We start from the raw sequence: 20,861 nt of genomic DNA, 5'->3' as shown, positions 1-20,861 counted from the left end.
AATCGGCTGTTCGCCCGGCACGGGTCCGGGCCGACAGAGAAGCGGGGTACGCATGCCGGAGTGGCTGCCCTGGACGGTGGCGGTCCTGCTGGCGGTCGCCGCCGGCTGGGCGTGGAGCAGTTGGCGGCACCGGCCCGCCCCACCGTCGCGCCCGGCGGGCCGGACCCGGCCGCCGCGCCGTACCGGCCGGTCGACCGCGCCGCCGCGTCCGCGCGACCGGCGGACCACCACGCGTACGCCCCGACCCGGCGAGATCTGGTGGGCGGACGTGCCGTACGCCGACGGCACCGGCTCGAAGGTACGGCCCTGCCTGGTGCTGCGCGCCGACCGCCGGGGCGCGGACGTGCTCAAGATCACCAGCCAGGACAAGAGCGACCGCGACGACCACGTACGCATCCCCACCCGCAGCTGGGACGCCGACGCCGACCACGACAGCTTCCTCGACCTCGGTACGACGCTCCGGGTCGACGCCGGCGCCTTCCGCGACCGCGCCGGCACCTGCGACCCCGCGCTCTGGCGCCGCCTCCAACCCCACCTCTGAGGCGTCCCGGCCAGTCCCCCGCTTCCCTGGGCCACCCGGGACACTCTCCCCGGTTCCACCACCCGGACGGCCGCCGCGCCAAGATCAAGCGTAGGGACTTCCCCCGCAGCGCGTGATCCCACCCCGCCCTCCCGTGTGGGCGTCCTGCGCGCCGGCGCTGAGGCGGACCTCTCGTTCAACGCGCTGGGCGGACCGTGGGATGAGGGCTGGGCGGACCGTGGGATGAGGTGGCAGGGTCAGTCGAGCGGGGCGGAGAGGGTGCGGAGCTGGTCGGCGTACTCGATGCGGGCGGCCCAGTCGGCGGGCCAGGCGGCCATGCCGTGGGCGGCACCGACGAACGCGCCGGCCAGCGCGGCGATCGAGTCCGAGTCACCGGCGGTGGTCGCGCCCCGGGCCAACGCGCCGACCGGGTCGTCGGCGTGCCGGACGGCGCAGAGCAGGGCGGTGGCCAGCGCCTCCTCGGCCACCCAACCCTCCCCGGTCGCCCGGCACGGGTCGCCGCCGTCGTCGGGCCGGGCGAGCGCCGCGGTCAGCCGCGCGAGCACGGCCAGGCACTCGTCCCAGCCCCGGGCGATGAAGTCGACCGGGTCGCCGACGCCGGGCTGCTGCCAGAGGTCGCCCAGCCACCCGTGCCGGTAGACCCGGCGTTGCCGCCGGGCGTGCCCGACGAGCATGCCGGGTAGTTCGGGCAGGGTCACCCCGTCGCGCAGCACCCGGACGGCGTACGCGGTCAGCTCGCTGGAGGCCAGGCCGGTCGGGTGGCCGTGGGTCAGGCCGGCCTGGAGCTGGGCCAGTCCGGCGAGGGTGTCCAGGTCGACGTCGAGCAGACCGACCGGGGTGACCCGCATGTTCGCCCCGCACCCCTTCGAGCCGGCCTGGGTCGCCTCCTGCCAGCGCACCCCCCGCGCCAGCTCCCCACAGGCGCGCAGGCAGGTCATGCCGGGAGCGCGGTTGTTCTCCGGGCTCACCGACCAGGCGACGAAGCGCTGCCGCAGCAGCGGCTCGACCGCCTCCGGCGTCAGCGCCGGGGCCTCCCGCAGCGCCCAGGCGACCGCCAGGGCCATCTGGGTGTCGTCGGTGACCAGGGCGGGGTCACCGACGAGTTCCCGGGGACCGCCTGGGCCGTACCGGCGGACGATCTCGTCGACGGTCAGGAACTCGGTCGGTGCGCCCAGGGCGTCCCCGTACGCGAGGCCGAAGAACGAACCGGAGGAACGCCGTACCGAAGACTGGATCATGGCTCCCATCCTGCCCGCCTCCCGCAACCACGCCCAGCCGCCCGACCCGACACCCGCCCGACACCCGCCCGCCGTCTGGGTGGTCGCGCCTTGGTGTTTGCAGGGGTCCCCTGCTACTCAAAAAGCGGTAACAGGGGACCCCTGCTACCACGCATCACTCGAAGACGAGACAGAACGGGTGGCCGGCCGGATCGGCGTAGACCCGGAAACCGTCGCCCTCCCCGGGCAGCCGTCGCGCCCCGAGTGCGAGCACCCGCTGCTCGGCCGCGTCCACGTCGTCCACCTGCACGTCCAGATGGAACTGCTGGGGGCGCTCCGGGTCGGGCCAGGCCGGCGGACGCAGGTCGGGGGCCATCTGGAAGGCGATCCGAGGATGCTGCCCGGGTGGGCCGCCGAGCACCACCCAGTCGTCGTCGGTCTCCTCCTCGGCGATCGACAGGCCCAGTAGTTCGCCGTAGAAGGCCGCCAGGGCACGCGGGTCGGGGCAGTCGATCACCACGGAACGTAGCTGTCCAATCATGGCGTCATGCTGCCCACCGGGTACGACGGGAAACCTGTCATCCGGCGATCCGCCGCCCGGAACCGCGCCCCGGAGACCGGCACCTGCTCCGTCCACGAGCCGGCACCGGTCACCTGCCCGTCCGCGACTCCGGCGACCGGCGCTCACTCCTCGGCGAGTCGCCGGCCGGCGTCGCGGCAGGCGGTGAGCACCTCCCGCACGTACCGGGGAGTTGCCCCGGCCAGGCCGCAGGCCGGGGTGACCACCACCTGCTCGGGCAGCCGGGCACGGGGGAAGCCGAGCCGGTCCCAGAGCTGGCGTACCTGGTCGGCAACCTGGGCGGAGGTCGGCGCGCGACCGGCCGGCGGCGGCAGCGCCGGGGCGGCCCCGGCCAGCAGCCCCAACCCGGCGTCGATCGCCTCGCCCAGCGGGTCGAGGTCGGTGACCTGGGCGAGATCCAACGCCACGGCCACCGCGCCGGCGTCGCGGAGCAGTTCCAGCGGCACGTCCGGTGCGCAGCAGTGCACGATGGTGGGCACCCCGGCCGCTTCGACCACGGTACGCAGCGCGGTCCGCGCGACCTCGGTCTCCATGGCGCGGTACGCGCCGAGCCCGCTCTCGGTGGGGACCCGACCGGCCAGTACGGCTGGCAGCGACGGCTCGTCGACCTGGAGCAGCACCGTCGCCCGGGGCACCCGGCGGGCGACCGCCTCGACGTGCCCGCGCAGCCCTTCGGCGAGCGAGCCGGTGAGATCCCGGACCGCGCCCGGGTCACGCAGCATGCGACCGCCGATCGGCAGTTCCAGCCCGGCGGCCAGGGTGAGCGGGCCGGCCACCTGCACCTTGACCGGGCCGGTGTACTCCTCGGCCTGCTCGGCAAGCTGGTCGAGATCGCGTTCCATCAGGTCGCGGGCGCGACGCACGTCCCGACCGGGGCGTGGGGCGATCCGCCAGCGGGCCGCGTACAGCTCGACCGGCAGTTCGACCAGGAGTCCGGCGCTACGGCCGATCAGGTCGGCGCCGGGGCCACGGGCGGGCAGCTCGGGCAGGTGGGGCAGGGCCGGCAGCTCGCCGAGCACGATGCGCTGTGCCTCGGCCACGTCCGTTCCCGGTAGGGAACCGACACCGGTCGCCGCGCCACGGGGCCAGGGCCACACCTGATCAGTCACGGTCGACAGGTTAACCGGCCGGCACGCCGGCTGCCCCGCTGACGGGTGGGAAGCGGCGCGGCAGTGGTTGCAGGGGGCCCTTGCTCGACAAAAAGCGGTAACAGGGGACCCCTGCTACCACCTCACCCAGAGGCGGCAACAGCGCTACCGGGCTCAGCTGGTGATGGTCGCGGAGCCGAGCACCACGTCGCCGGCCGGGTCGGGCCGGTACGCCACGATCGCCTGACCGGCGGCTACCCCGCGTACCGGGCGGCGCAGCGCGGCACGCAGGCCGTGGGCGTCGACCGTGACGGTGGCCGGCACCACGTCACCGTGGGCGCGCAGCTGCACCTCGCACTCGACCGGGTGCCCGGGGCGGGGTCCACCGGTCCAGACCGGACGATCGGCGCGGACGTCGGTGACCTCCAGTGCCTCGCCCGGCCCGACGGTGACGGTGTTGGTCTTCGGGGTGATGGAGAGCACGTACCGGGGGCGGCCGTCCGGGGCGGGGCGGTCCAGGTGCAGCCCCCGCCGCTGCCCCACCGTGTACGCGTAGGCGCCGGTGTGGCTGCCGACGACCGCGCCGGTGAGCGCGTCGACCACGTCGCCGGGGGTCTCGCCCAGCCGCTCGGCCAGGAACCCCCGGGTGTCACCGTCGGCGATGAAGCAGATGTCGTGCGAGTCCGGCTTGTCGGCCACGGCCAGCCCGCGTCGGGCGGCCTCCGCCCGCACCTGCGCCTTGGTCGAGTCGCCGAGCGGGAACATCGACCGGTCGAGCTGCTCGCGGGTGAGCACGGCCAGCACGTACGACTGGTCCTTGGCGACGTCGACGCTGCGGCGCAGCAGGCCGTCCGGGCCGAGCCGGGCGTGGTGGCCGGTGACCACGGCCTCGAAGCCGAGGGCGACGGCCCGGTCCAGCACCGCGGCGAACTTGATTTTCTCGTTGCAGCGCAGGCACGGATTCGGGGTACGCCCCGCCGCGTACTCGGCGACGAAGTCGTCGACGACGTCGGCGTGGAACCGGTCGGCCATGTCCCAGACGTAGAACGGGATGCCGAGCACGTCGGCGGCACGCCGGGCGTCACGGGAGTCCTCCAGGGTGCAGCAGCCACGCGCCCCGGTCCGATAGGTCTGCGGGTTGCGGGCCAGCGCCAGGTGCACGCCGGTGACGTCGTGTCCCGCCTCCACCGCCCGCGCGGCGGCGACCGCCGAGTCGACCCCGCCGGACATCGCTGCCAAGACCCTCACCGGCACACTCCCTTCATCCCGTCGAGGGTAGCCCCCGCCCGGGGTCGACCCGCACCGCGATTCAGGAGCGGGCGGAGCGGATCGCCCCAGCCCGGCGGGCCCGTTCCACGGCGGCGGGGAGCGCGGCGATCAGGGCGTCCACGTCGGCACCGGTGGAGGTGTGGCCGAGCGAGAAACGCAACGAGGAGCGGGCCCGGTCGTTGTCGGCGCCCATGGCCAGCAGCACGTGCGAGGGCTGGGCCACCCCCGCCGAGCACGCCGACCCGGTCGAGCAGGCGATGCCCTGGGCGTCCAGGAGCAGCAGCAGCGCGTCCCCCTCGCAGCCGGGGAAGGAGAAGTGCGCGTTGCCCGGGAGACGGTCGGTCGGGTCGCCGTTGTAGACCACCTCGGGCACCGCGTGGCGGACCCGCTCGACCAGGTCGTCGCGGAGCGTGGCGACCCGCACGGCGTACGCCTGCTGGTTCTTCACCGCGCTCTCGACCGCGACGGCGAAGGCGGCGATCCCGGCGGTGTCCAGGGTGCCGGAGCGCACGTCGCGCTCCTGGCCGCCGCCGTGCAGCAGCGGGGTGGCCACGACGTCCCGGCCGAGCAGCAGCGCGCCCACCCCGGTCGGGCCGCCGAGCTTGTGCCCGGTGACGGTCAGCGCGGCGACGCCGCTGGCGGCGAAGTCGACCGGGACCTGCCCGACGGCCTGGACGGCGTCGGTGTGGAACGGCACCCCGTGCTCGGCGGCGACCGCGGCCAGTTCGGCGATCGGCTGGACGGTGCCCACCTCGTTGTTGGCCCACATCGCCGTCACCAGGGCCACCCGGTCGCCGTACGCGGCCAGTTCGGCGCGGAGGCCGTCCGGGCTGAGGCGACCGGCCTCGTCCACCGCCAGCCAGCCGACCCCGGCGCCCTCGTGTGCGCAGAGCCAGTCCACCGCGTCGAGCACGGCGTGGTGCTCGACCGCGCTGGAGACGACCCGGTCCCGCCCGGCGCCGCGCCGGGACCAGAAGATCCCCTTGACCGCGAGGTTGTCGCTCTCGGTGCCCCCACCGGTGAAGATCACTTCGGACGGACGGGCGCCCAGGGCGGCGGCCACCCGCTCCCGGGACTCCTCCACCCGGCGGCGGGCACGTCGCCCGGCCGCGTGCAGTGACGACGCGTTGCCGACGTCGCGAGCGGTCGCGACGTACGCCTCCAGTGCCTCGTCGAGCATGGGGGTCGTCGCCGCGTGATCCAGGTATGTCATCGCGGTTCAGCCTATCCGCCGCCCCGCCCCCACCCCGGCGCGGAGGGATGTCACCGGCTCCGGCCGGTGATCCAGGAATCCTGGGGCCCTCCCGGTCGGCGTGCTCGGCGAGGGCACGGACGCACTGCTACCGTTGCCCCGGGCCCCGACCTCGGCCGCTTCCGTGGTCGACGTCTCCGCCGAGCGGTACGACGACAACACCGCCCACTCCGGCGACAGCCTGTCGAGGGGCGCCTTGACGAGCTGATCGGCGGGCCGGCTCAGCTCCCCGGCCCGCCGATCAGCTCCCGTACGACACCGGCCGCGGAACCTGACAGGTTCCGCGGCCGGGGTGCGCGACGGTCGGGTCACCTGCGTTTGCGGATCTCCTCGGCGGCCTGCGGGACGATCGTGAACAGGTCGCCCACCACGCCGAAGTCGGCCAGCTCGAAGATCGGCGCCTCGGCGTCCTTGTTCACCGCGACGATGGTCTTCGAGGTCTGCATGCCGGCCCGGTGCTGGATCGCGCCGGAGATGCCGAGCGCGACGTAGAGCTGCGGGGAGACGGTCTTGCCGGTCTGCCCGACCTGGAACTGGTGCGGGTAGTAGCCGGAGTCGACCGCTGCCCGGGACGCGCCCACCGCCCCGCCCAGCAGGTCGGCCAGCTCCTCGACCAGCATGAAGTTGTCGGCGTTGCCGACCCCGCGGCCACCGGAGACGACGACCGACGCCTCGGTCAGCTCGGGACGGGAGCCCTTCTGCTCGGCGACCCGGTCGACCACCCTCGCCAGCCGGTCCGTGTCGGCCACCGTGACGGTGAGCTGCTCGACCGTCGGGGTCGCCGGGGCCGGGACGGGGTTGACCGAGTTCGGCCGGAGCGTGACCAGCGGCAGGCCCCGGGTGACCTTCGACGTGACGATGGTGGAACCGGCGAAGGCGACCTGGGTGGCAGTGCCGTCGGCGGCGAGGCCCACCACGTCGGTCAGGATGCCGTTGTCCAGCTTGACCGCGAGGCGGGCAGCGATCTCCTTGCCCTCCTGAGCCGAGGCGAGCAGCACCGCCGCGGGCTGGACCCGCCGCACCAGGTCGGCCAGGACGGTGGCCTTCGGAGCCACCAGGTAGCCGTCGATCTCCTCGCTCTCGGCGGCGTAGATCTTCTCCGCGCCGTACTCACCCAGCTTGGCGGCGAGCGCCCCGGCCGCGCCGGGACCACCGAGCACCACCGCGGCGGGGGTACCCAACTCGCGGGCGAGGGTGAGCATCTCGAGGGTTACCTTCTTGACGCCGAACTCACGGGTGGCTTCGACGACGACGAGAACCTCAGACATCCTGACCCCTCACACGAACTTCTCGGTGGCGAGGAACTCGACCAGCCGCACGCCGCCGGAGCCCTCGTCGATGACCTTCTCACCGCCGGAACGCGGCGGACGCTTGCGGTGCTCCAGCACGGCGCTGGTCGCGCCGTCGAAACCGACCTCGCCGGGCGTGACACCCAGGTCGGCCAGGGAGAGCGTCCGCACGGGCTTCTTCTTCGCCGCCATGATGCCCTTGAACGACGGGTAACGCGGCTCGTTGATGGTGTCCCACACGGAGACCACCGCCGGGGTCGAGGCGGTGACCACCTCGTAGCCCTCCTCCGTCTGCCGCTCGACGGTCAGCGTCTGGCCGTCGACGGTCAGCTTCCGCGCGCCGGTCAGCGCGGCGACACCGAGCCGCTCGGCGAGCATGTGCGGCAGCACCTGGACCCGCCCGTCGGTCGACTCCGCCCCGCACAGCACCACATCGGCGTCGAGCGTGCCGAGGGCGGCGGCGAGGACCTTAGAGGTGGCCACCGCGCAGGAACCGTGCAACGCGTCGTCCACCACGTGAACGGCCCTGTCCGGGCCCATCGAGAGCGCCTTACGGATCGACTCGGAAGCCCGGTCCGGACCCATGGTCAGGATGGTCACCTCACCACCGTGCGCCTCCTTGATCTTCAGCGCCTCCTCGATGGCGTACTCGTCCATCTCATTGATCACATTGTTCGCCGAACCACGGTCGACGGTGTTGTCGTCACTACGCAGGTTGCGGTCCGCGCCCGAATCGGGCACCTGCTTGACGAGTACGACGATGTTCATCGCGCTTCGACGACCCTCCTGTGTGATGGCTTTGCTCGCCCTGTCCCGGGCGCAGCCTCGCGCTTTTCGTTGGCGCCGGTCAACCGCGGGCTGCTGTGCAGTTACCCACGCCGGCAATGTTACCTGTCAGTAGCATCACGCTATGGCGGACTCAGCGTGACACAGCTCACCGAAAGCCGACCAACCCGCTAGAGTCGTGAATCGGGAGGTATCACGACATGTCAGGGCAGGAGGATACGGTGTCTCCGCAGGTCAGCCTGGTCGATCCGGGCACGCCACCCGACCTGCCGTGCCGCCGGGTTCCGCCGACGTCCTACCGGTGCGCCTGCGGTCGCCTGCGGGAACGCTGCGTACGGCTCGCCGTCCGGGCGCTCTGGGCGCCGATCCGGATCGCTCCCACCCGCGCCTGACCGGTCCCGACCGGTCCCGACCGGTCCCGTCAACCGTTCAGCCCGCCTCGTCCAGCACCGCCCTGATCCGACCGATCGCCACCTGCTCGGCCGGGTCGACCCCCCGGTGTGCCCGGGCGGCCCGGTCCGCGGCGGTCAGCACCACCGAGCGGTACGCGGCCACCTCGCCCGGCACCTTCTCCCGCAGGATCGTCATCGCCCGCCCCAGGGCTGCCAGCGCGGCCTGCTCCACCTGCCCGGGTGACCCCTCGGGCAGCCTCGGCAGCGGGCCGGAGGTGAGGGCGTCCCGCACCGTCCCGCTGGCACCGGCGATCACCCCGGACGCGGCGAAGCTCTCCCGGACCAGGGCGAGCAACCCCGGGTCGGCGTTCGACACCAGGAGGACGGCGCCGAACGCGCCGGTCTTCAGCGTCAGTTTCTCCTCGGCCGTCAGCGACTGGTCCATGATCACGGAGTGTAGACGTACGGGGTCGTCGTGGTGACCGGGACGAAGCCGAGCCGCTCCAGGATCGGCCGGCTCTCCGGCGAGGCGTCCACCTGGAGCAGCGTGCGGTCGCGCTGGGCCGCCAGCCGGGCCCGATGGGTCACCAGCGCCCGGTAGACGCCGCGCCGACGCCACGCCGGCAGGGTCGAGCCGCCCCAGAGGGTGGCGAACCCGGTGCCCGCGACGTAGCGGACCCAGCCGGCACTGACCACCGTCCCCTCCGCCTCGGCCACCACCACGGTGATCGACTGCGGGTCGGTGGCGATCTCCCGGGCCAGCCCGTCGACCAGGTGGCCACGGTCGTCACCCCAGACCTGTTCCTCCATCGCGGCGATCCGCTCCAGGTCGGCCCGGTCGGTGACCTCGCGCAGGCGGACGTCCCCGGGAAGCACCGGGACCGCCGCCGCGAGCGGCGCGACCGGGCCGACCACCACGGTCTCCGGCTCCTCCGGGACGAACCCGGCCGCGCGCAGCCGGTCGGCCAGGTCCGCCGGCTCGTCGTGGCCGTACAGCTTCCACTCGACCGCCTCACCCCGCTGGCGGAACAGCTCCCGCTGCCGGACGATCAGCGCGTCCAGGTCCGCCCCGGTCAGCCCGCCCAGGTCCCGGTACGTCAGGAAGCCCCGGTGATCCAGGCCGAGGATCCGCACGAGCGGACCGTCCCGCTCCACGGTCACCCCGTCCGGCACCGGGTCCGGGACGTCCGGCCGCAACTGCCGGTCGTACGCCGTCCGCAGGATCGTCGCGTCAAGATCGCTCATCGGTCCAGGCTACGTGCGGGGTCGAACCGATAATGGCGATGTGTGGCAGGCGATCAGGCGGTGGTTCGACCCGCAGGAGATGCGGACGGTCGGCACCCGCCCGGACTACCGCTTCTCCCTGGCCAACGAACGCACCTTCCTGGCCTGGCTGCGGACCGGGCTGGCGCTGATCGCCGGTGGTCTCGCCGCCGCCCAGTTCCTGCCCCCGCTGCCCCTCGCCCACCTGCGCGAGGTGATCGCGATCGCGCTGCTGCTGCTCGGCGGCGCGGTGGCCGTCCGGGCGGTCGACCACTGGGCGCGTACCGAACGGGCGATCCGACTCGGCGAGGACCTGCCCGCCTCCCGGTTCCCGGCCGTGCTCGCCCTGGTGGTCGGGCTCGGCGCGGCCCTGCTGGTGGTGGCCGTCCTGGCTCGGGCGGTCGGCAACGGATGACGGTCGACCCGGGGCTGCAACCCGAGCGGACCCGTCTCGCCTGGCGGCGGACCGCGCTGGCGGTCACCGTGGTCACCGTGCTCGCCGTCCGGCTGGCCGTGGACGGCGGCGTGGCCGGCACGCTGGCCGCCGCGCTCGCACTGCTCACCTGGGGCGCCGCGCTGGTGCTGTGCTGGCGGCGGGGCTCCGGGACCGGCCCGGCACCCACCGGCGGGCCCCCCGTCCCGCTGGCCGCGCTGGCCGCCACCGGGTACGCGCTGCTCGGCGCCCTGCTCGTGCTGCGGACGCTGTGGTGACCTGCGGAGAGTGCGTCATGATTGGTGAATGGTCCGGGTCTTCCTCCTCCTCGTCGCGGCTCAGGTGGTCCTCGCCGCGCTCGCCCTGATCGACTGCCTCTCCGCCGAGAAGCACCAGGTCCGCGCGATGCCCCGCGTCGTCTGGGTGCCGGTGCTCCTGCTCGTGCCCCTGCTCGGCCCGGTCGCCTGGTTCCTCGCCGGCCGGCCCGCGCCCACCCGCGCCGGGCCACGTCCCGCGCCCCGGCGGGCCCCGGCGGCTCCGGACGACGACCCCGACTTCCTCAGGTCGATCGCGGACCCGACGCGGCGACAGGACGAGGAGCTGTTCCGCCGCTGGGAGGACGACCTCCAGCGACGCGAGCGGGACCTGCGCCGCGAGCGCGACCCCGGGCCCGCCGCGGACCAGCCCAATCCGCGCACATCCGGACCCGCCGCGGACCAGCCCAATCCGCGCACATCCGGACCCGCCGCGAACCAGCCCGACCCCCGCACGCCGGATCCTGCCGGCGACCCGCGCGGGCCCGACCGGGCGGACACCCCGGACCGGCACACCGATCCGGACCAGACCATCTGACCGCTCCCCCCGGTCGGGTGCGGGCGGTGGCCTCAGACGCGGCGGCGTAGCGCCCGGACGGCGAGCGGAGCGAAGACCGCCGCGATGGCGACCCCCCAGACCACCGACTGCACCACCGGCGCGAGTACCGGTCCGGACACCAGCAGCCCACGCAGGGCGTCGGCGAGCACGGTGACCGGGTTGACCTCCACCCAGGTCTGCAACCAACCGGGCATGGTCTCCGTCGGCACGAACGCGTTGCTGGTGAAGGTCAACGGGAAGATCACCATGAAGCCGAAGACCTGTACCTTGTCCGGTTCGCTGACCAGCACTCCGACCAGCACCGACACCCACGCGGCGGCCAGGGAGAAGGACAGCAGCAGGGCGAGCGCCCCGATCAGGCCGAGTACGCCGTTCTGGAGCCGGAAGCCGAGGATCGCGCCGACTGCGATCAGCAGCGAGACCGACCAGGCCTGCTTGACCGTGTCGGCGAGGATCCGTCCGGCCAACGGTGCCCAGCGGGCGATCGGCAGCGACCGGAGCCGGTCGAAGACGCCCTTGGTGAGATCGTGGTTGAGCCCGAAACCGGTGGTCATGGTGGCGAAGAAGGCGTTCTGCACGATGATCCCGGGAAGCGCGAAGGTGAGGTACTCCCCCGGGGAGCCGGAGATCGCCCCGCCGAAGACGTAGGTGAAGAGCAGCACGAACATCACCGGCTGGATGCTGAGGTCGGCCAGCTCCAGCGGGTTGTGCTTGATCTGCACCAGGCTCCGCCAGGCCAGGGTGAACGTGTGCGACAGTCCGGCGAGCGGGCTCAGCCGGCGGATCGGGGCGGGTACGGTGACGGCGGTCATACCAGCGCGCCCTTCAGCTCGGCTTCTCCGGTCCCCCCCGGTTCGGCCCGCTGACCGGTCAGGGTGAGGAAGACCTCGTCGAGGGTGGAACCGCGCAGCGCCAGCTCGGCGACGGCGATCCCGGCCTCGTCGAGGCGGCGCACCACGGCCGGCAGGACCGAGTCGTCGTTCACCGCAACGGTGACCGTGCTCTGGGCCACCTCGGGGGTGAGCCCCGTGACCTGGCCGGCCACCGCGAGCACGGTCGGCAGGTCGGCCGTCCGCTCCGGACGGACGGCCAGGGTCTGCCCGCCGGTCCTGGTCTTCAGTTCCTCCGGCGTGCCCTGGGCGATCACCCGGCCGTGGTCGACCACGGCGATCTCGCTGGCCAACTGGTCGGCCTCTTCGAGGTACTGCGTGGTGAGCAGCACGGTCACCCCGTCGGCGACCAGGCCGCGGACGATGTCCCACAGCTCGTTGCGGCTGCGCGGGTCGAGCCCGGTGGTCGGCTCGTCGAGGAAGAGCACCTGCGGCCGGCCGACCAGGCTGGCGGCCAGGTCGAGGCGACGACGCATACCGCCGGAGTAGGTCTTGGCGGGCCGGTCGGCCGCGTCGGTCAGGTGGAAGTCGGCGAGCAGTTCCCGGGCGCGGGCCCGCGCGTCGGGACGGCGCAGCCCGAGCAGCCGGCCGATCAACACCAGGTTCTCCACCCCGGTCAGGGTCTCGTCGACCGAGGCGTACTGCCCGGTGAGGCCGATGAGCTGCCGGACCCGGTGGGCGTCGCGGACGACGTCGTACCCGCCGACGGTGGCGTGCCCCTCGTCGGCCCGGAGCAGGGTGGCGAGCACCCGGACCGTGGTGGTCTTACCGGCCCCGTTCGGCCCGAGCAGGCCGAAAACCGTCCCGCTCGGGACCTCGAGGTCGACTCCGGCCAGGGCCGTGGTGGCGCCGAAGCGCCGCACCAGCCCCTCCGCCCGGATCGCGTGGGTCATGGAAGAAACTCCCCGTGTCGTACGTCGTGGTCCGAACAGCCTGGACGACAGGTGTGACAGTTCCGGACAGCCCGTGGTGGCGACCCTACGACGACGGACGGGGAAACTCCCGTGGTTTTCCTGGTCAGGCGAGGGTGGACGAGCGGGGGTACGAGTCGGTCGGATCGGTGATCACGTTGACCAGGTACGGCACGCCGGCGTCGAAGGCCCGCTCCAGTGCGGCCCCCAGGTCGGCGGCCTTGGTGACCGTCTCGCCGGCTCCGCCCATCGCCGCGACCACCTGGTCGTAGCGCAGTTCGGGCTGGAGGTCGGCGGCGATGTCGTAGCCGTACATGGCGCGCATCGGGTGCTTCTCCAGGCCCCAGATGCCGTTGTTGCCGACCACCATCACCACCGGGAGCTTCTGCCGGACCAGGGACTCGACGTCCATCAGCGAGAAGCCGGCCGCGCCGTCGCCCATCAGCACGCAGACCTGCCGGTCCGGGTGGGTGATCCGGGCCCCCATCGCGTAGCCCATGCCGGTGCCGAGGCAGCCGTACGGGCCGGGGTCGAGCCAGGTGCCGGGCTGCGCCGGCTCCAGGTAACGGCCGGCGTACGAGACGAAGTCGCCGCCGTCGCCGATGGTGATGGCGTCCCGGGCGAGCACCCGGCGCAGTTCGCCGTAGATCCGGGCCGGGCGGATCGGGTCGGTCTCGGCGGCCATCTCCTCGGCGTCGCGCGCCTTCGCCGCGTCCTCCTTGACGCGCAGCTGCGCGATCCAGTCGGTGTGGTCGACCCGGTCGCCGACGTGGTCGGCCAGCGCGGTGAGGACCAGCCGCAGGTCACCGGCGGGCGAAGCGGCCGTCTCGACATGCCCGGCGCGCTGGCTCGGCGCGTCGACGACGTGCACCACCTGCGCGTCGCCGAAGTCGCCGAAGCTGAGCCGGAAGTCCAGCGGGGTGCCGACCACGACGACCACGTCGGCCCCGGTGAGCGCGGCCCTGCGGGCCTTGGCGAACGCGAGGGGGTGCTCCGGCGGGAGCGCGCCGCGTCCCATGCCGTTGGTGAAGACCGGCACGCCGAGCGCCTCGGCCGCCGCCCCCAGCGCGTCGACCGCGCCGCCGGACCAGACGTCCGACCCGGCGACGATCACCGGCCGCTCGGCCTGCGCGATCAGCTCGGCGGCGCGGGCCACCTCGTCCGGATCGGCCTCCAGCGGGGCGGGCGCCGCTCCCGTCGGCTGGTCGGCCTCCCCGACCGAGAAGACCACCTCCAGCGGGAGGTCGAGGAAGACCGGCCCCCGGTGCGGGGTGAGCGCGGTGTCCAGCGCGGCAGCGACCATCCGGGGGATGTCGTCCGTGTTGAAGATCGTCTCGGCGTGCTTGGTGACCGGCCGGACCAGCGGGAGGTGGTCCATCTCCTGGAGGCTGCCGGAGCCCCAGCGGAAGGCCGGGGCCCGGCCGCCGAGCACCAGCACCGGCGAGGCGTTGAAGAACGCGCTGGTCAGGCCGGAGATGCCGTTGGTGACGCCGGGGCCGGCGGTGAGCACCGCGAGGCCGGGGCGGCGCTGGAGCTTGGTCACCGCCTCGGCCGCGAAGACCGCCGTCTGCTCGTGCCGCACGTCGTAGACCGGGAAGTCGGTCTTGTGCGCGGCGTCGTAGAGCGGGAACACGTGCCCGCCGGAGAGGGTGAACATCTCGCGTACGCCGTACGCGCGCAGCGCCGCAAGCGCCAACTCCCCGCCGTGACCCTCGATCCGCTCCGTCATCGCCGCTCCCCTCGTCGCGTGGCCGGTCCGAGGTTACCGGTCGGTCACCTGAACGTGAAGAAGCTTCGGCGCGGCGTGTCAGCGCCCGGTGAACCTCGGCTTGCGTTTCTCCACGAACGCGGTCATGCCCTCGCGGCGGTCGTCGGTGGCGAACAGCCCGGCGAAGAGCTGGCTCTCCCAGGCGAGACCGGAGTTGAGGTCCATGTCGAGGCCGGCGTCGACGGCGAGCTTCGCCGCCCGCAGCGCCTGCACCGGACCGGTGAGGTACGGCTGGACCAGCTCGACGGCGGCGAGGTGGACGTCGGCGGCCGGGACGACCCGGTCGGCCAGCCCGATCCGCAGCGCCTCCTGGGCGTCCACCATCCGGCCGGACATGATCAGATCCTTGGCGCGGGCCGGGCCGACCAGCCGGGCCAGCCGCTGGGTGCCACCGGCGCCGGGGATGATGCCCAGCTTGATCTCCGGCTGGCCGAGCTTGGCGTCCTCGGCGACGACCCGCCAGTCGCAGGCCAGCGCCAGCTCGCAGCCACCGCCGAGGGCGTAACCGGTGATCGCGGCGACCACCGGCTTGGGGATGCGGGTGAAGGCGGTGAGTGCGCTGGAGAGGTGGGCGGAGCGCTCGCTCATGTCCACGTACGACATGTCGGCCATCTCCTTGATGTCCGCCCCGGCGGCGAAGACCTTCTCCCCGCCGTACACGATGACAGCGCGGACCTCGGGGTCGTCGGCGGCGGCCGTCGCGGCCTCGCGCAGCTCCTCCTGGACCTGGACGTTGAGCGCGTTCATCGGCGGCCGGTCCAACCGGATGGTGCCGATGCCGTCCCTGGTCTCCAGCCGAACGAACTCGCCCATTGCTGCCCTCACTTCCTCGTCGAAGTCGCGTGCCAACCTTACGGCGCGGGTCGTTGGGGTAGATAGTCTGGTGTCAGCTCCGTCACCGGGAGTCGCGATGGTCATGTTCTACGACGACAGGTCGGTGCAGGTCACGTCGACCGCCGTCCGGGTCGACGGGCAGCGCTTCCCGCTCGCCGAGATCAGCGAGGTCTGGCACCAGCGCGGCAGCCGGTCCTGGCGGGTGCTCGCCGGCCGGGGTGTGATCGGCGCGGCGATGGCCGGGCCGCTGGTGGCCGCCGTCCTCGGCATCGCCCTGGCCATCTGGCTGCACCGGTCCTGGACCGTCACCATCGCGATCGTCGGCGCGTCGGTGCTGGTCGGGCTCGCCGTCGGCCCGGTCGCCGACGTCCTGTTCGAACGACTCGACCGCTCGTACGCCCGGGGCAGCCGCCAGTGGGAGATCTGGATCCGCTGGCAGGGCCGTCCGGTCCGGCTGGTCCGCACCGCCGACGCACTCCGCTTCGGGCAGATCTACCGGGCCCTGCAACGGGCGATGGAACGCGGCCAGCCGGTCCGCCCACGCTGATCCGGTCCACGGCGGACGTCCGACCGTGGGAGGGGCTGCCGAACTGGCCGCCGCCGGGTTCACTGTAGTGATGACGCTCTATTACCAGGACGACACGGTACAGGTGACCTCCGAGTCGATCCGGGTGGACGGGCACACCCTGCGGCTCCCCGACGTCACGTACGTCTGGCACGCCCGGGGACGGACCACCCTGACGCAGCACTCCCGGAAACTGGGCCGGGGCGTCCTGGTCCTGCTGCTCTCCCTGCCCCCGCTGGTGGCGCTGCTCTGCGTCATCTCGCTGGCCTGGTCGGCGCAGGACCGGGGAAACTGGACGCTGGCACTGATCGTCGTGGCCGCCTTCGTCGTCGGCGCGCTGGTGCTCGCCCCCTTCCTGGAGCTGCCGCTGAGTTGGCTGGACCGCTCGTACGAACGCGGCGACCGGATGCACGAGCTCTGGGTGCAGCACCGGGGGCACGACATCCTGCTGCTGAGCAGTCCCGACGCGCTCCGGTTCGGGCAGATCTACCGGGCCGTGCAGCGCGCCGTCGAACAGCAGGGAGACTTCTGACGCCGCCTGACAGTCCACCCGGTGCGGGCCGGGGTGGTGGCAGGGTGCCCCTGCTCATCAGGAAGCGCGTGCAGGGTGTCCCTGCAAACACCCACCGACGCCGGGCGGCGGTACTGGCGGTCGCGCCGCACACTTGGACGCATGGTGATTCCCCTCCCCCGCCCGTCCGCCGTCCTCGGGCTGACCGGTGACGCCGCCTCCCGGGCCGCCGGGCTGACCCGGGCCGCGGTCGACCAGGCGCTCGGCTCGGCGGTGTCGCTCGCGGCCGTGCCGGCGCGTGCCTTCGCGGTGCTCGACGCCGTCGAAACGTTGGTGACCAGGATCAACGGGGTGGTGGACCGGATCGAGCAGACCCTGGACCGGACGGACCAGGTGCTCACCGACGCCGAGGCGGCCGTCCGGCAGGTGGCAGTGATCAGTGCCGCCGCGACCACCGTGATCGACAACGCCACCGAGGTCACCGCGAAGGCAGCCGAGGTGGTCGCCGGGGCCGAGCAGGTGGCGGGGGCGGCGGCCACGGTGGTGGCCGAGGCGGAGGTGGTCGCCGGGCGGGCAGCCGGCACGGTGGAGACGGCGGGGGTGGCCGCCGCCACCGCCGGGGAACTCCTGGCCGCGTACGAGCCGGTGCTGCGGCGGGCCGCGCCGATGGCCGCGCGGTTCGTGGAACAGCTCAGCCACGAGGAGGTGACCGCCGCGATCCGTCTCGTCGACGAGCTGCCCAAGCTCAAGGAGCACCTGACCGCCGACATCCTGCCGATCCTGGCCACCCTGGACCGGGTCGGACCGGACCTGCACGACCTGCTCGACGTGACCCGCGACCTGAAACTCGCCGTGGCCGGCATCCCGGGCCTGGGCATGCTCCGCCGCCGGGGCGAACGTCGTACCGACGACCAGGTCGACTAGGTCTCGCGCACCCTGCGCATCGACCACCCAGGGCGCCGGCGCTGGCGATCGGCAGCGCGTTCCCATGCCCGGCCCTGCGGACCAACCGGCGCGCCGACCGCTCGTCCCGCCGGGTTGGTCCGGGTGTCAGGCGTCGGTGGTCAGGTCCCGGACGTGTCGCAGTGCGGGACGACCGTCGACCCTGATCTCGCCGACCGGGGTGAACCCGGTGCGCCGGAGAACGCCCCGAGGCCGGGCGGTCGCGGGGCCGCCGACGACCGGGGCTCAGCGCGCGTGCAGCTCGTCGATCTCGGCGCGGTGCGGCAGCGCCACCGACGCGCCCAGCCGGCGGGTGCACACCGCGCCGGCCGCCGCCGCCCAGCGGACCGCGTCGAGCAGGTCGCGCCCCTCGCCCCAGGCCACGGCGAGGGCGGCGGTGAAGGCGTCGCCTGCCGCGGTGGAGTCGACCACCTCGACCTCGAACGCCGGGACGTGTGCGACGGTGCCGTCGCGGTCGACGTACCAGGCGCCGTCGGCACCGAGGGTGAGCACCGCCCGGGGCACCAGGTCCAGCAGCGTCTCCGGCGCCTCGCGCCCCCGCCCGGTGAGCGCTGCGGCCTCCACCTCGTTGACCACCAGCATGTCGACCAGGTCCAGCAGCTCCGCCGGGACCCGCCGGGCCGGTGCCGCGTTGAGGACGACCCGGGTGCCGGCCGACCGCGCGGCGACGGCCGCCTCGGTCACCGTCTCCACCGGGATCTCCAACTGCGCCACCATGACGTCGGCGCCCCGCACCGCAGCCAGTTCGGCGTCGGTGAGCCCGGTGAGGGAGGCGTTCGCGCCGGGCGTGACCAGGATCAGGTTCTCGCCCTCGGCGTCCACCATGACCAGCGCCACGCCGGACGGGCCGTAGGTCACCCGGAGCTGGCCGGTGTCCACCCCGGCGGCGGTGATCCGGGCCCGCAGGGTGACCCCGAACGAGTCCGATCCGATCGCACCGAGGAAGACGACCGACGCGCCGGCGCGGGCGGCGGCGACCGCCTGGTTGGCGCCCTTGCCGCCGGGCACCATCACGAAGTCGGTGCCGAGCACGGTCTCCCGGGCCCGGGGCAGCACGGGGGCCGTCCCGACCAGGTCCATGTTCGCGCTGCCCACCACGACGACCCGGGTCTGTGGCACGGGAGGTCTCCGCGGGTCAGGCGGCGCGGGCGGTGAAGCGTTCGCCGGAACGCTCGACCACCAACGGCAGCCCGAAGGTCTTGGAGAGGTTGTCGCTGGTCAGCGTGGCACCGAGGAGTCCCTGGGCGACGACGCCCCCGTCGCGGAGCAGCAGCGCGTGGGTGAAGCCGGGCGGGATCTCCTCGACGTGGTGGGTGACCAGCACCAGCGCGGGCGCGTCCGGGTCGTACGCCAGCTCGGCCAGCCGGGCGACCAGGTCCTCCCGGCCCCCGAGGTCGAGCCCGGCGGCCGGCTCGTCGAGGAGCAGCAGCTCCGGGTCGGTCATCAGGGCCCGGGCGATCTGGACCCGCTTGCGCTCCCCCTCAGAGAGGGTGCCGTAGCCGCGGTCGGCGAGGTGCGCGACGCCGAGCTGACCGAGCAGGGCCCGGGCGCGGGCCTCGTCGGTGCGGTCGTAGCTCTCCCGCCACCGGCCGACCACCGACCAGGCGGCGGTGACCACCACATCGGTGACCTTCTCCTCGGTCGGGATCCGTTCGGCCAGGGCCGCGGTGGAGAGCCCGATCCGGGTACGCAGCTCGGTCAGGTCGGTCCGCCCGATCCGCTCGCCGAGCACGTGGGCGGTGCCGGTGGTCGGGTGCAGCCGTCCGGCCGCCAGGTGGAGCAGGGTGGTCTTGCCGGCGCCGTTGGGGCCGAGCACCACCCAGCGCTCGTCCAACTCGACCCGCCAGTCGACGTCGTGCAGCAGCGCGGTGCCGGACCGGCGCACGCCCACCCCGTCGAGATCGACCACCAGATCCTCGGCCACGGCTGACGATGCGGGTGCGGCGCCGTCCGCGCCAGGGATCAGCTCAGCAGTCACCCATCCATCCAACCACGCGCCCGTTCCCGTGCACCCCGACGGGCGACGCGCGTCACTGGCAAGACCTTGCAGGGCAGATGTATGTGGTGAAGAATTCCTTCACATGGGGAGTGGGGTCCGGCCCGACGGGTCAGCCGACCGTGGAACCGAAGACCTCGTCTCGGACGGCGTCCAGGGCGGTCCGCAGCGCGCCCCGCAGGATCGGCTCCTCGCGCAGCCCGGTGGGCACCACCCTCGGCCGGACCAGCGTGATCGCGGCCACCTCGTGCTGCACCCGCTCGGCGAGCGCCGCGCCACCGGCCCGGCCGATCTCACCGGCCAGCACCACCAGCGGCGGGTCCAGCACCACGCAGGTGCTCGCCACCCCGAGCGCCAGGCGCCGGGCCAGCTCGTCGAGCATCGGGCCGCCGGCCGTACCGGCCGCGATCGCCGCATGGACGGCATCAGCGGCGGTGACGTCGGCCGGGAAGCCGTACTCCTGGGCCACCGCGCGGACCGCCTCCGCCCCGGCCAACTGCTGGAACGCCGGCTTCGCCCGGCGGGAGACGTCCCGGGGGATCGGCGCCCCCGGCACCGGCAGGTACCCGATCTCACCGGCCGCGCCGCTGCTGCCGTGGTGCAGCCGCCCGTTCAGCATGATCGCCAGCCCCACCCCGGCGTCCACCCAGACCAGCACGAAGTCGGTCGTCCCCTGGGCCGCGCCGGACTGCGCCTCGGCGACCGCGGCCAGGTTGACGTCGTTCTCGAAGACCACCGTGGTGGCCAGGTCGTCGCGGAGCGCGGCGAGCAGGCCGCGGTGCCACCGGGGCAGGTTGAACGCGAAGGTGATGTCCCCGGTGGCCGGGTCGACCAGACCGGGGGTCCCGAGCACGACCCGGCGTACGCTCGCCATCGGCGCGTCCGCGTTCCCCGCGGCCTGCACCACCGCGTTGTGCACCACACCCACCGGATCGTCGGTGTCCCGGGTGGACTGCTCCGCCCGACCGATCACCGCGCCGGTGATGTCGGCGCAGGCCGCCACCACCCGGTCCGCGCCGACGTCGACCCCGATCACGTGCGCGCTGCCCGGCCGGACGGCGTAGAGCTGGGCGTTCGGCCCACGCCCGCCGGCCTGCTCACCGACCCGGGTGACCAGACCGCGTTCCTCGAGCCGCTCGACGAGCTGCGAGGCGGTGACCTTGGACAGGCCGGTCAGCTCGCCGAGCCGGGCCCGGGTGAGCGGCCCCCGTTCGAGGAGCAGTTCCAGTGCCGCGCGGTCGTTGAGCGCCCGCAACAGGCGCGGGGTGCCGGGCAGCCGCGTCGAACTCATGCCACGTCCTCTGGTTTTGGTAAACCTTGTTGATCGAATCGATCCGGGGGTGACCGTAGCGTAACGGCCGGCCCCGACACGGGTCAGCGGCCGGACGACCGGCCCGGGGCCGTCGATCAGCAGGCCGGAGGACCCGGCCGACTGCGCAA

General features: G+C 73.6%; 23 protein-coding genes and 1 pseudogene. 8 read left to right on the top strand and 16 right to left on the bottom strand.

The genetic code is table 11. The features are described 5' to 3' along the window. Positions 1 to 52 precede the first annotated feature (52 nt). Positions 53 to 541, top strand: coding sequence for a type II toxin-antitoxin system PemK/MazF family toxin (locus GA0074694_RS14190; RefSeq protein ID WP_091458150.1), 489 nt, complete (start codon positions 53 to 55; stop codon positions 539 to 541). 236 nt (positions 542 to 777) lie between these two features. Here the strand turns inward: GA0074694_RS14190 and GA0074694_RS14185 are convergent, their stop codons facing one another. From GA0074694_RS14185 to GA0074694_RS14155, 7 genes are all read right to left on the bottom strand, one after another. Beyond that, positions 778 to 1,779, bottom strand: a complete 1,002-nt coding sequence (locus GA0074694_RS14185) for an ADP-ribosylglycohydrolase family protein (protein ID WP_091458149.1) — start codon at positions 1,777 to 1,779, stop codon at positions 778 to 780. A 154-nt stretch (positions 1,780 to 1,933) separates the two neighbouring features. Then, entirely contained in the window at positions 1,934 to 2,299 is a 366-nt protein-coding gene (locus GA0074694_RS14180) for a VOC family protein (RefSeq protein WP_091458146.1), read from the bottom strand. A gap of 143 nt (positions 2,300 to 2,442) precedes the next feature. Continuing rightward, entirely contained in the window at positions 2,443 to 3,447 is a 1,005-nt protein-coding gene (locus GA0074694_RS14175; RefSeq protein WP_091458144.1) for a uroporphyrinogen decarboxylase/cobalamine-independent methonine synthase family protein, read from the bottom strand. A gap of 153 nt (positions 3,448 to 3,600) precedes the next feature. Then, complete coding sequence (gene mnmA, locus GA0074694_RS14170) at positions 3,601 to 4,674, bottom strand: tRNA 2-thiouridine(34) synthase MnmA (protein ID WP_218105686.1); 1,074 nt, start codon at positions 4,672 to 4,674, stop codon at positions 3,601 to 3,603. A gap of 61 nt (positions 4,675 to 4,735) precedes the next feature. Next, a complete protein-coding gene (locus GA0074694_RS14165) occupies positions 4,736 to 5,908 on the bottom strand; it encodes a cysteine desulfurase family protein (RefSeq protein ID WP_091458140.1) in 1,173 nt (390 codons plus the stop codon). 347 nt (positions 5,909 to 6,255) lie between these two features. Continuing rightward, entirely contained in the window at positions 6,256 to 7,215 is a 960-nt protein-coding gene (locus GA0074694_RS14160) for an electron transfer flavoprotein subunit alpha/FixB family protein (RefSeq protein ID WP_091458138.1), read from the bottom strand. 9 nt (positions 7,216 to 7,224) lie between these two features. After that, a complete protein-coding gene (locus GA0074694_RS14155; RefSeq protein WP_091458136.1) occupies positions 7,225 to 8,004 on the bottom strand; it encodes an electron transfer flavoprotein subunit beta/FixA family protein in 780 nt (259 codons plus the stop codon). Between the two features lie 239 nt (positions 8,005 to 8,243). On the opposite strand from GA0074694_RS14155, the gene GA0074694_RS31635 reads away from it, so the two are divergent. Further along, a complete protein-coding gene (locus tag GA0074694_RS31635) occupies positions 8,244 to 8,414 on the top strand; it encodes a hypothetical protein (protein WP_176737902.1) in 171 nt (56 codons plus the stop codon). 37 nt (positions 8,415 to 8,451) lie between these two features. On the opposite strand, the gene GA0074694_RS14150 is transcribed toward GA0074694_RS31635, so the two are convergent. Beyond that, a complete protein-coding gene (locus GA0074694_RS14150; RefSeq protein ID WP_091458132.1) occupies positions 8,452 to 8,865 on the bottom strand; it encodes a hypothetical protein in 414 nt (137 codons plus the stop codon). Then, positions 8,862 to 9,659, bottom strand: coding sequence for a GNAT family N-acetyltransferase (locus GA0074694_RS14145; protein ID WP_091458129.1), 798 nt, complete (start codon positions 9,657 to 9,659; stop codon positions 8,862 to 8,864). Before GA0074694_RS14145 ends, GA0074694_RS14150 begins: the two co-directional genes overlap by 4 nt. 79 nt (positions 9,660 to 9,738) lie before the next feature. Between GA0074694_RS14145 and GA0074694_RS14140 the strand changes: the two genes are divergently transcribed. The 3 genes and pseudogenes from GA0074694_RS14140 to GA0074694_RS14130 all read left to right on the top strand — a co-directional run. Next, positions 9,739 to 10,092 carry a YidH family protein gene (locus GA0074694_RS14140; protein WP_425413617.1) on the top strand — a complete coding sequence of 118 codons (354 nt, stop codon included), beginning with the start codon at positions 9,739 to 9,741 and terminating at the stop codon, positions 10,090 to 10,092. Then, complete coding sequence (locus GA0074694_RS14135) at positions 10,089 to 10,388, top strand: DUF202 domain-containing protein (protein ID WP_091458125.1); 300 nt, start codon at positions 10,089 to 10,091, stop codon at positions 10,386 to 10,388. The genes GA0074694_RS14140 and GA0074694_RS14135 overlap by 4 nt, the downstream gene beginning before the upstream one ends. Positions 10,389 to 10,416: 28 nt before the next feature. Beyond that, positions 10,417 to 10,764: pseudogene (locus GA0074694_RS14130) on the top strand (PLDc N-terminal domain-containing protein); the annotation flags it as partial. Between the two features lie 230 nt (positions 10,765 to 10,994). Here GA0074694_RS14130 and GA0074694_RS14125 read toward each other — a convergent pair. The 4 genes from GA0074694_RS14125 to GA0074694_RS14110 all read right to left on the bottom strand — a co-directional run bounded on the left by GA0074694_RS14125 (position 10,995) and on the right by GA0074694_RS14110 (position 15,365). After that, entirely contained in the window at positions 10,995 to 11,795 is an 801-nt protein-coding gene (locus GA0074694_RS14125; protein WP_091458121.1) for an ABC transporter permease, read from the bottom strand. Further along, positions 11,792 to 12,766 carry an ATP-binding cassette domain-containing protein gene (locus GA0074694_RS14120; protein ID WP_091458119.1) on the bottom strand — a complete coding sequence of 325 codons (975 nt, stop codon included), beginning with the start codon at positions 12,764 to 12,766 and terminating at the stop codon, positions 11,792 to 11,794. Before GA0074694_RS14120 ends, GA0074694_RS14125 begins: the two co-directional genes overlap by 4 nt. Positions 12,767 to 12,890: 124 nt before the next feature. Further along, entirely contained in the window at positions 12,891 to 14,513 is a 1,623-nt protein-coding gene (locus GA0074694_RS14115; protein ID WP_091458117.1) for an acetolactate synthase, read from the bottom strand. Positions 14,514 to 14,591: 78 nt separating this feature from the next. Next, entirely contained in the window at positions 14,592 to 15,365 is a 774-nt protein-coding gene (locus GA0074694_RS14110) for an enoyl-CoA hydratase/isomerase family protein (RefSeq protein WP_091458116.1), read from the bottom strand. 97 nt (positions 15,366 to 15,462) lie between these two features. Here GA0074694_RS14110 and GA0074694_RS14105 point away from each other — a divergent pair, with 97 nt between their 5' ends. The 3 genes from GA0074694_RS14105 (at position 15,463) to GA0074694_RS14095 (ending at position 17,386) form a co-directional block, all read left to right on the top strand. After that, entirely contained in the window at positions 15,463 to 15,933 is a 471-nt protein-coding gene (locus GA0074694_RS14105; protein ID WP_091458115.1) for a DUF6232 family protein, read from the top strand. 70 nt (positions 15,934 to 16,003) lie between these two features. Then, positions 16,004 to 16,483 carry a DUF6232 family protein gene (locus tag GA0074694_RS14100; protein WP_091458113.1) on the top strand — a complete coding sequence of 160 codons (480 nt, stop codon included), beginning with the start codon at positions 16,004 to 16,006 and terminating at the stop codon, positions 16,481 to 16,483. A 141-nt stretch (positions 16,484 to 16,624) separates the two neighbouring features. Next, positions 16,625 to 17,386, top strand: coding sequence for a hypothetical protein (locus tag GA0074694_RS14095; protein WP_091458111.1), 762 nt, complete (start codon positions 16,625 to 16,627; stop codon positions 17,384 to 17,386). Between the two features lie 264 nt (positions 17,387 to 17,650). Here GA0074694_RS14095 and GA0074694_RS14090 read toward each other — a convergent pair whose 3' ends face one another. The 3 genes from GA0074694_RS14090 to GA0074694_RS14080 form a co-directional block, all read right to left on the bottom strand. Beyond that, positions 17,651 to 18,544 carry a ribokinase gene (locus tag GA0074694_RS14090; protein ID WP_091458109.1) on the bottom strand — a complete coding sequence of 298 codons (894 nt, stop codon included), beginning with the start codon at positions 18,542 to 18,544 and terminating at the stop codon, positions 17,651 to 17,653. 16 nt (positions 18,545 to 18,560) lie between these two features. Continuing rightward, a complete protein-coding gene (locus GA0074694_RS14085; RefSeq protein ID WP_091458107.1) occupies positions 18,561 to 19,403 on the bottom strand; it encodes an ABC transporter ATP-binding protein in 843 nt (280 codons plus the stop codon). A gap of 130 nt (positions 19,404 to 19,533) precedes the next feature. Beyond that, positions 19,534 to 20,712 carry an ROK family transcriptional regulator gene (locus GA0074694_RS14080; RefSeq protein ID WP_091458105.1) on the bottom strand — a complete coding sequence of 393 codons (1,179 nt, stop codon included), beginning with the start codon at positions 20,710 to 20,712 and terminating at the stop codon, positions 19,534 to 19,536. Positions 20,713 to 20,861: the final 149 nt, after the last annotated feature.

Origin of the sequence: Micromonospora inyonensis, assembly GCF_900091415.1 — a bacterium.
GTDB classification, from domain to species: domain Bacteria; phylum Actinomycetota; class Actinomycetes; order Mycobacteriales; family Micromonosporaceae; genus Micromonospora; species Micromonospora inyonensis.
The sequence above is the reverse complement of the archived record's forward strand: the minus strand, read 5'-3'. Positions and strand labels throughout refer to the sequence as shown.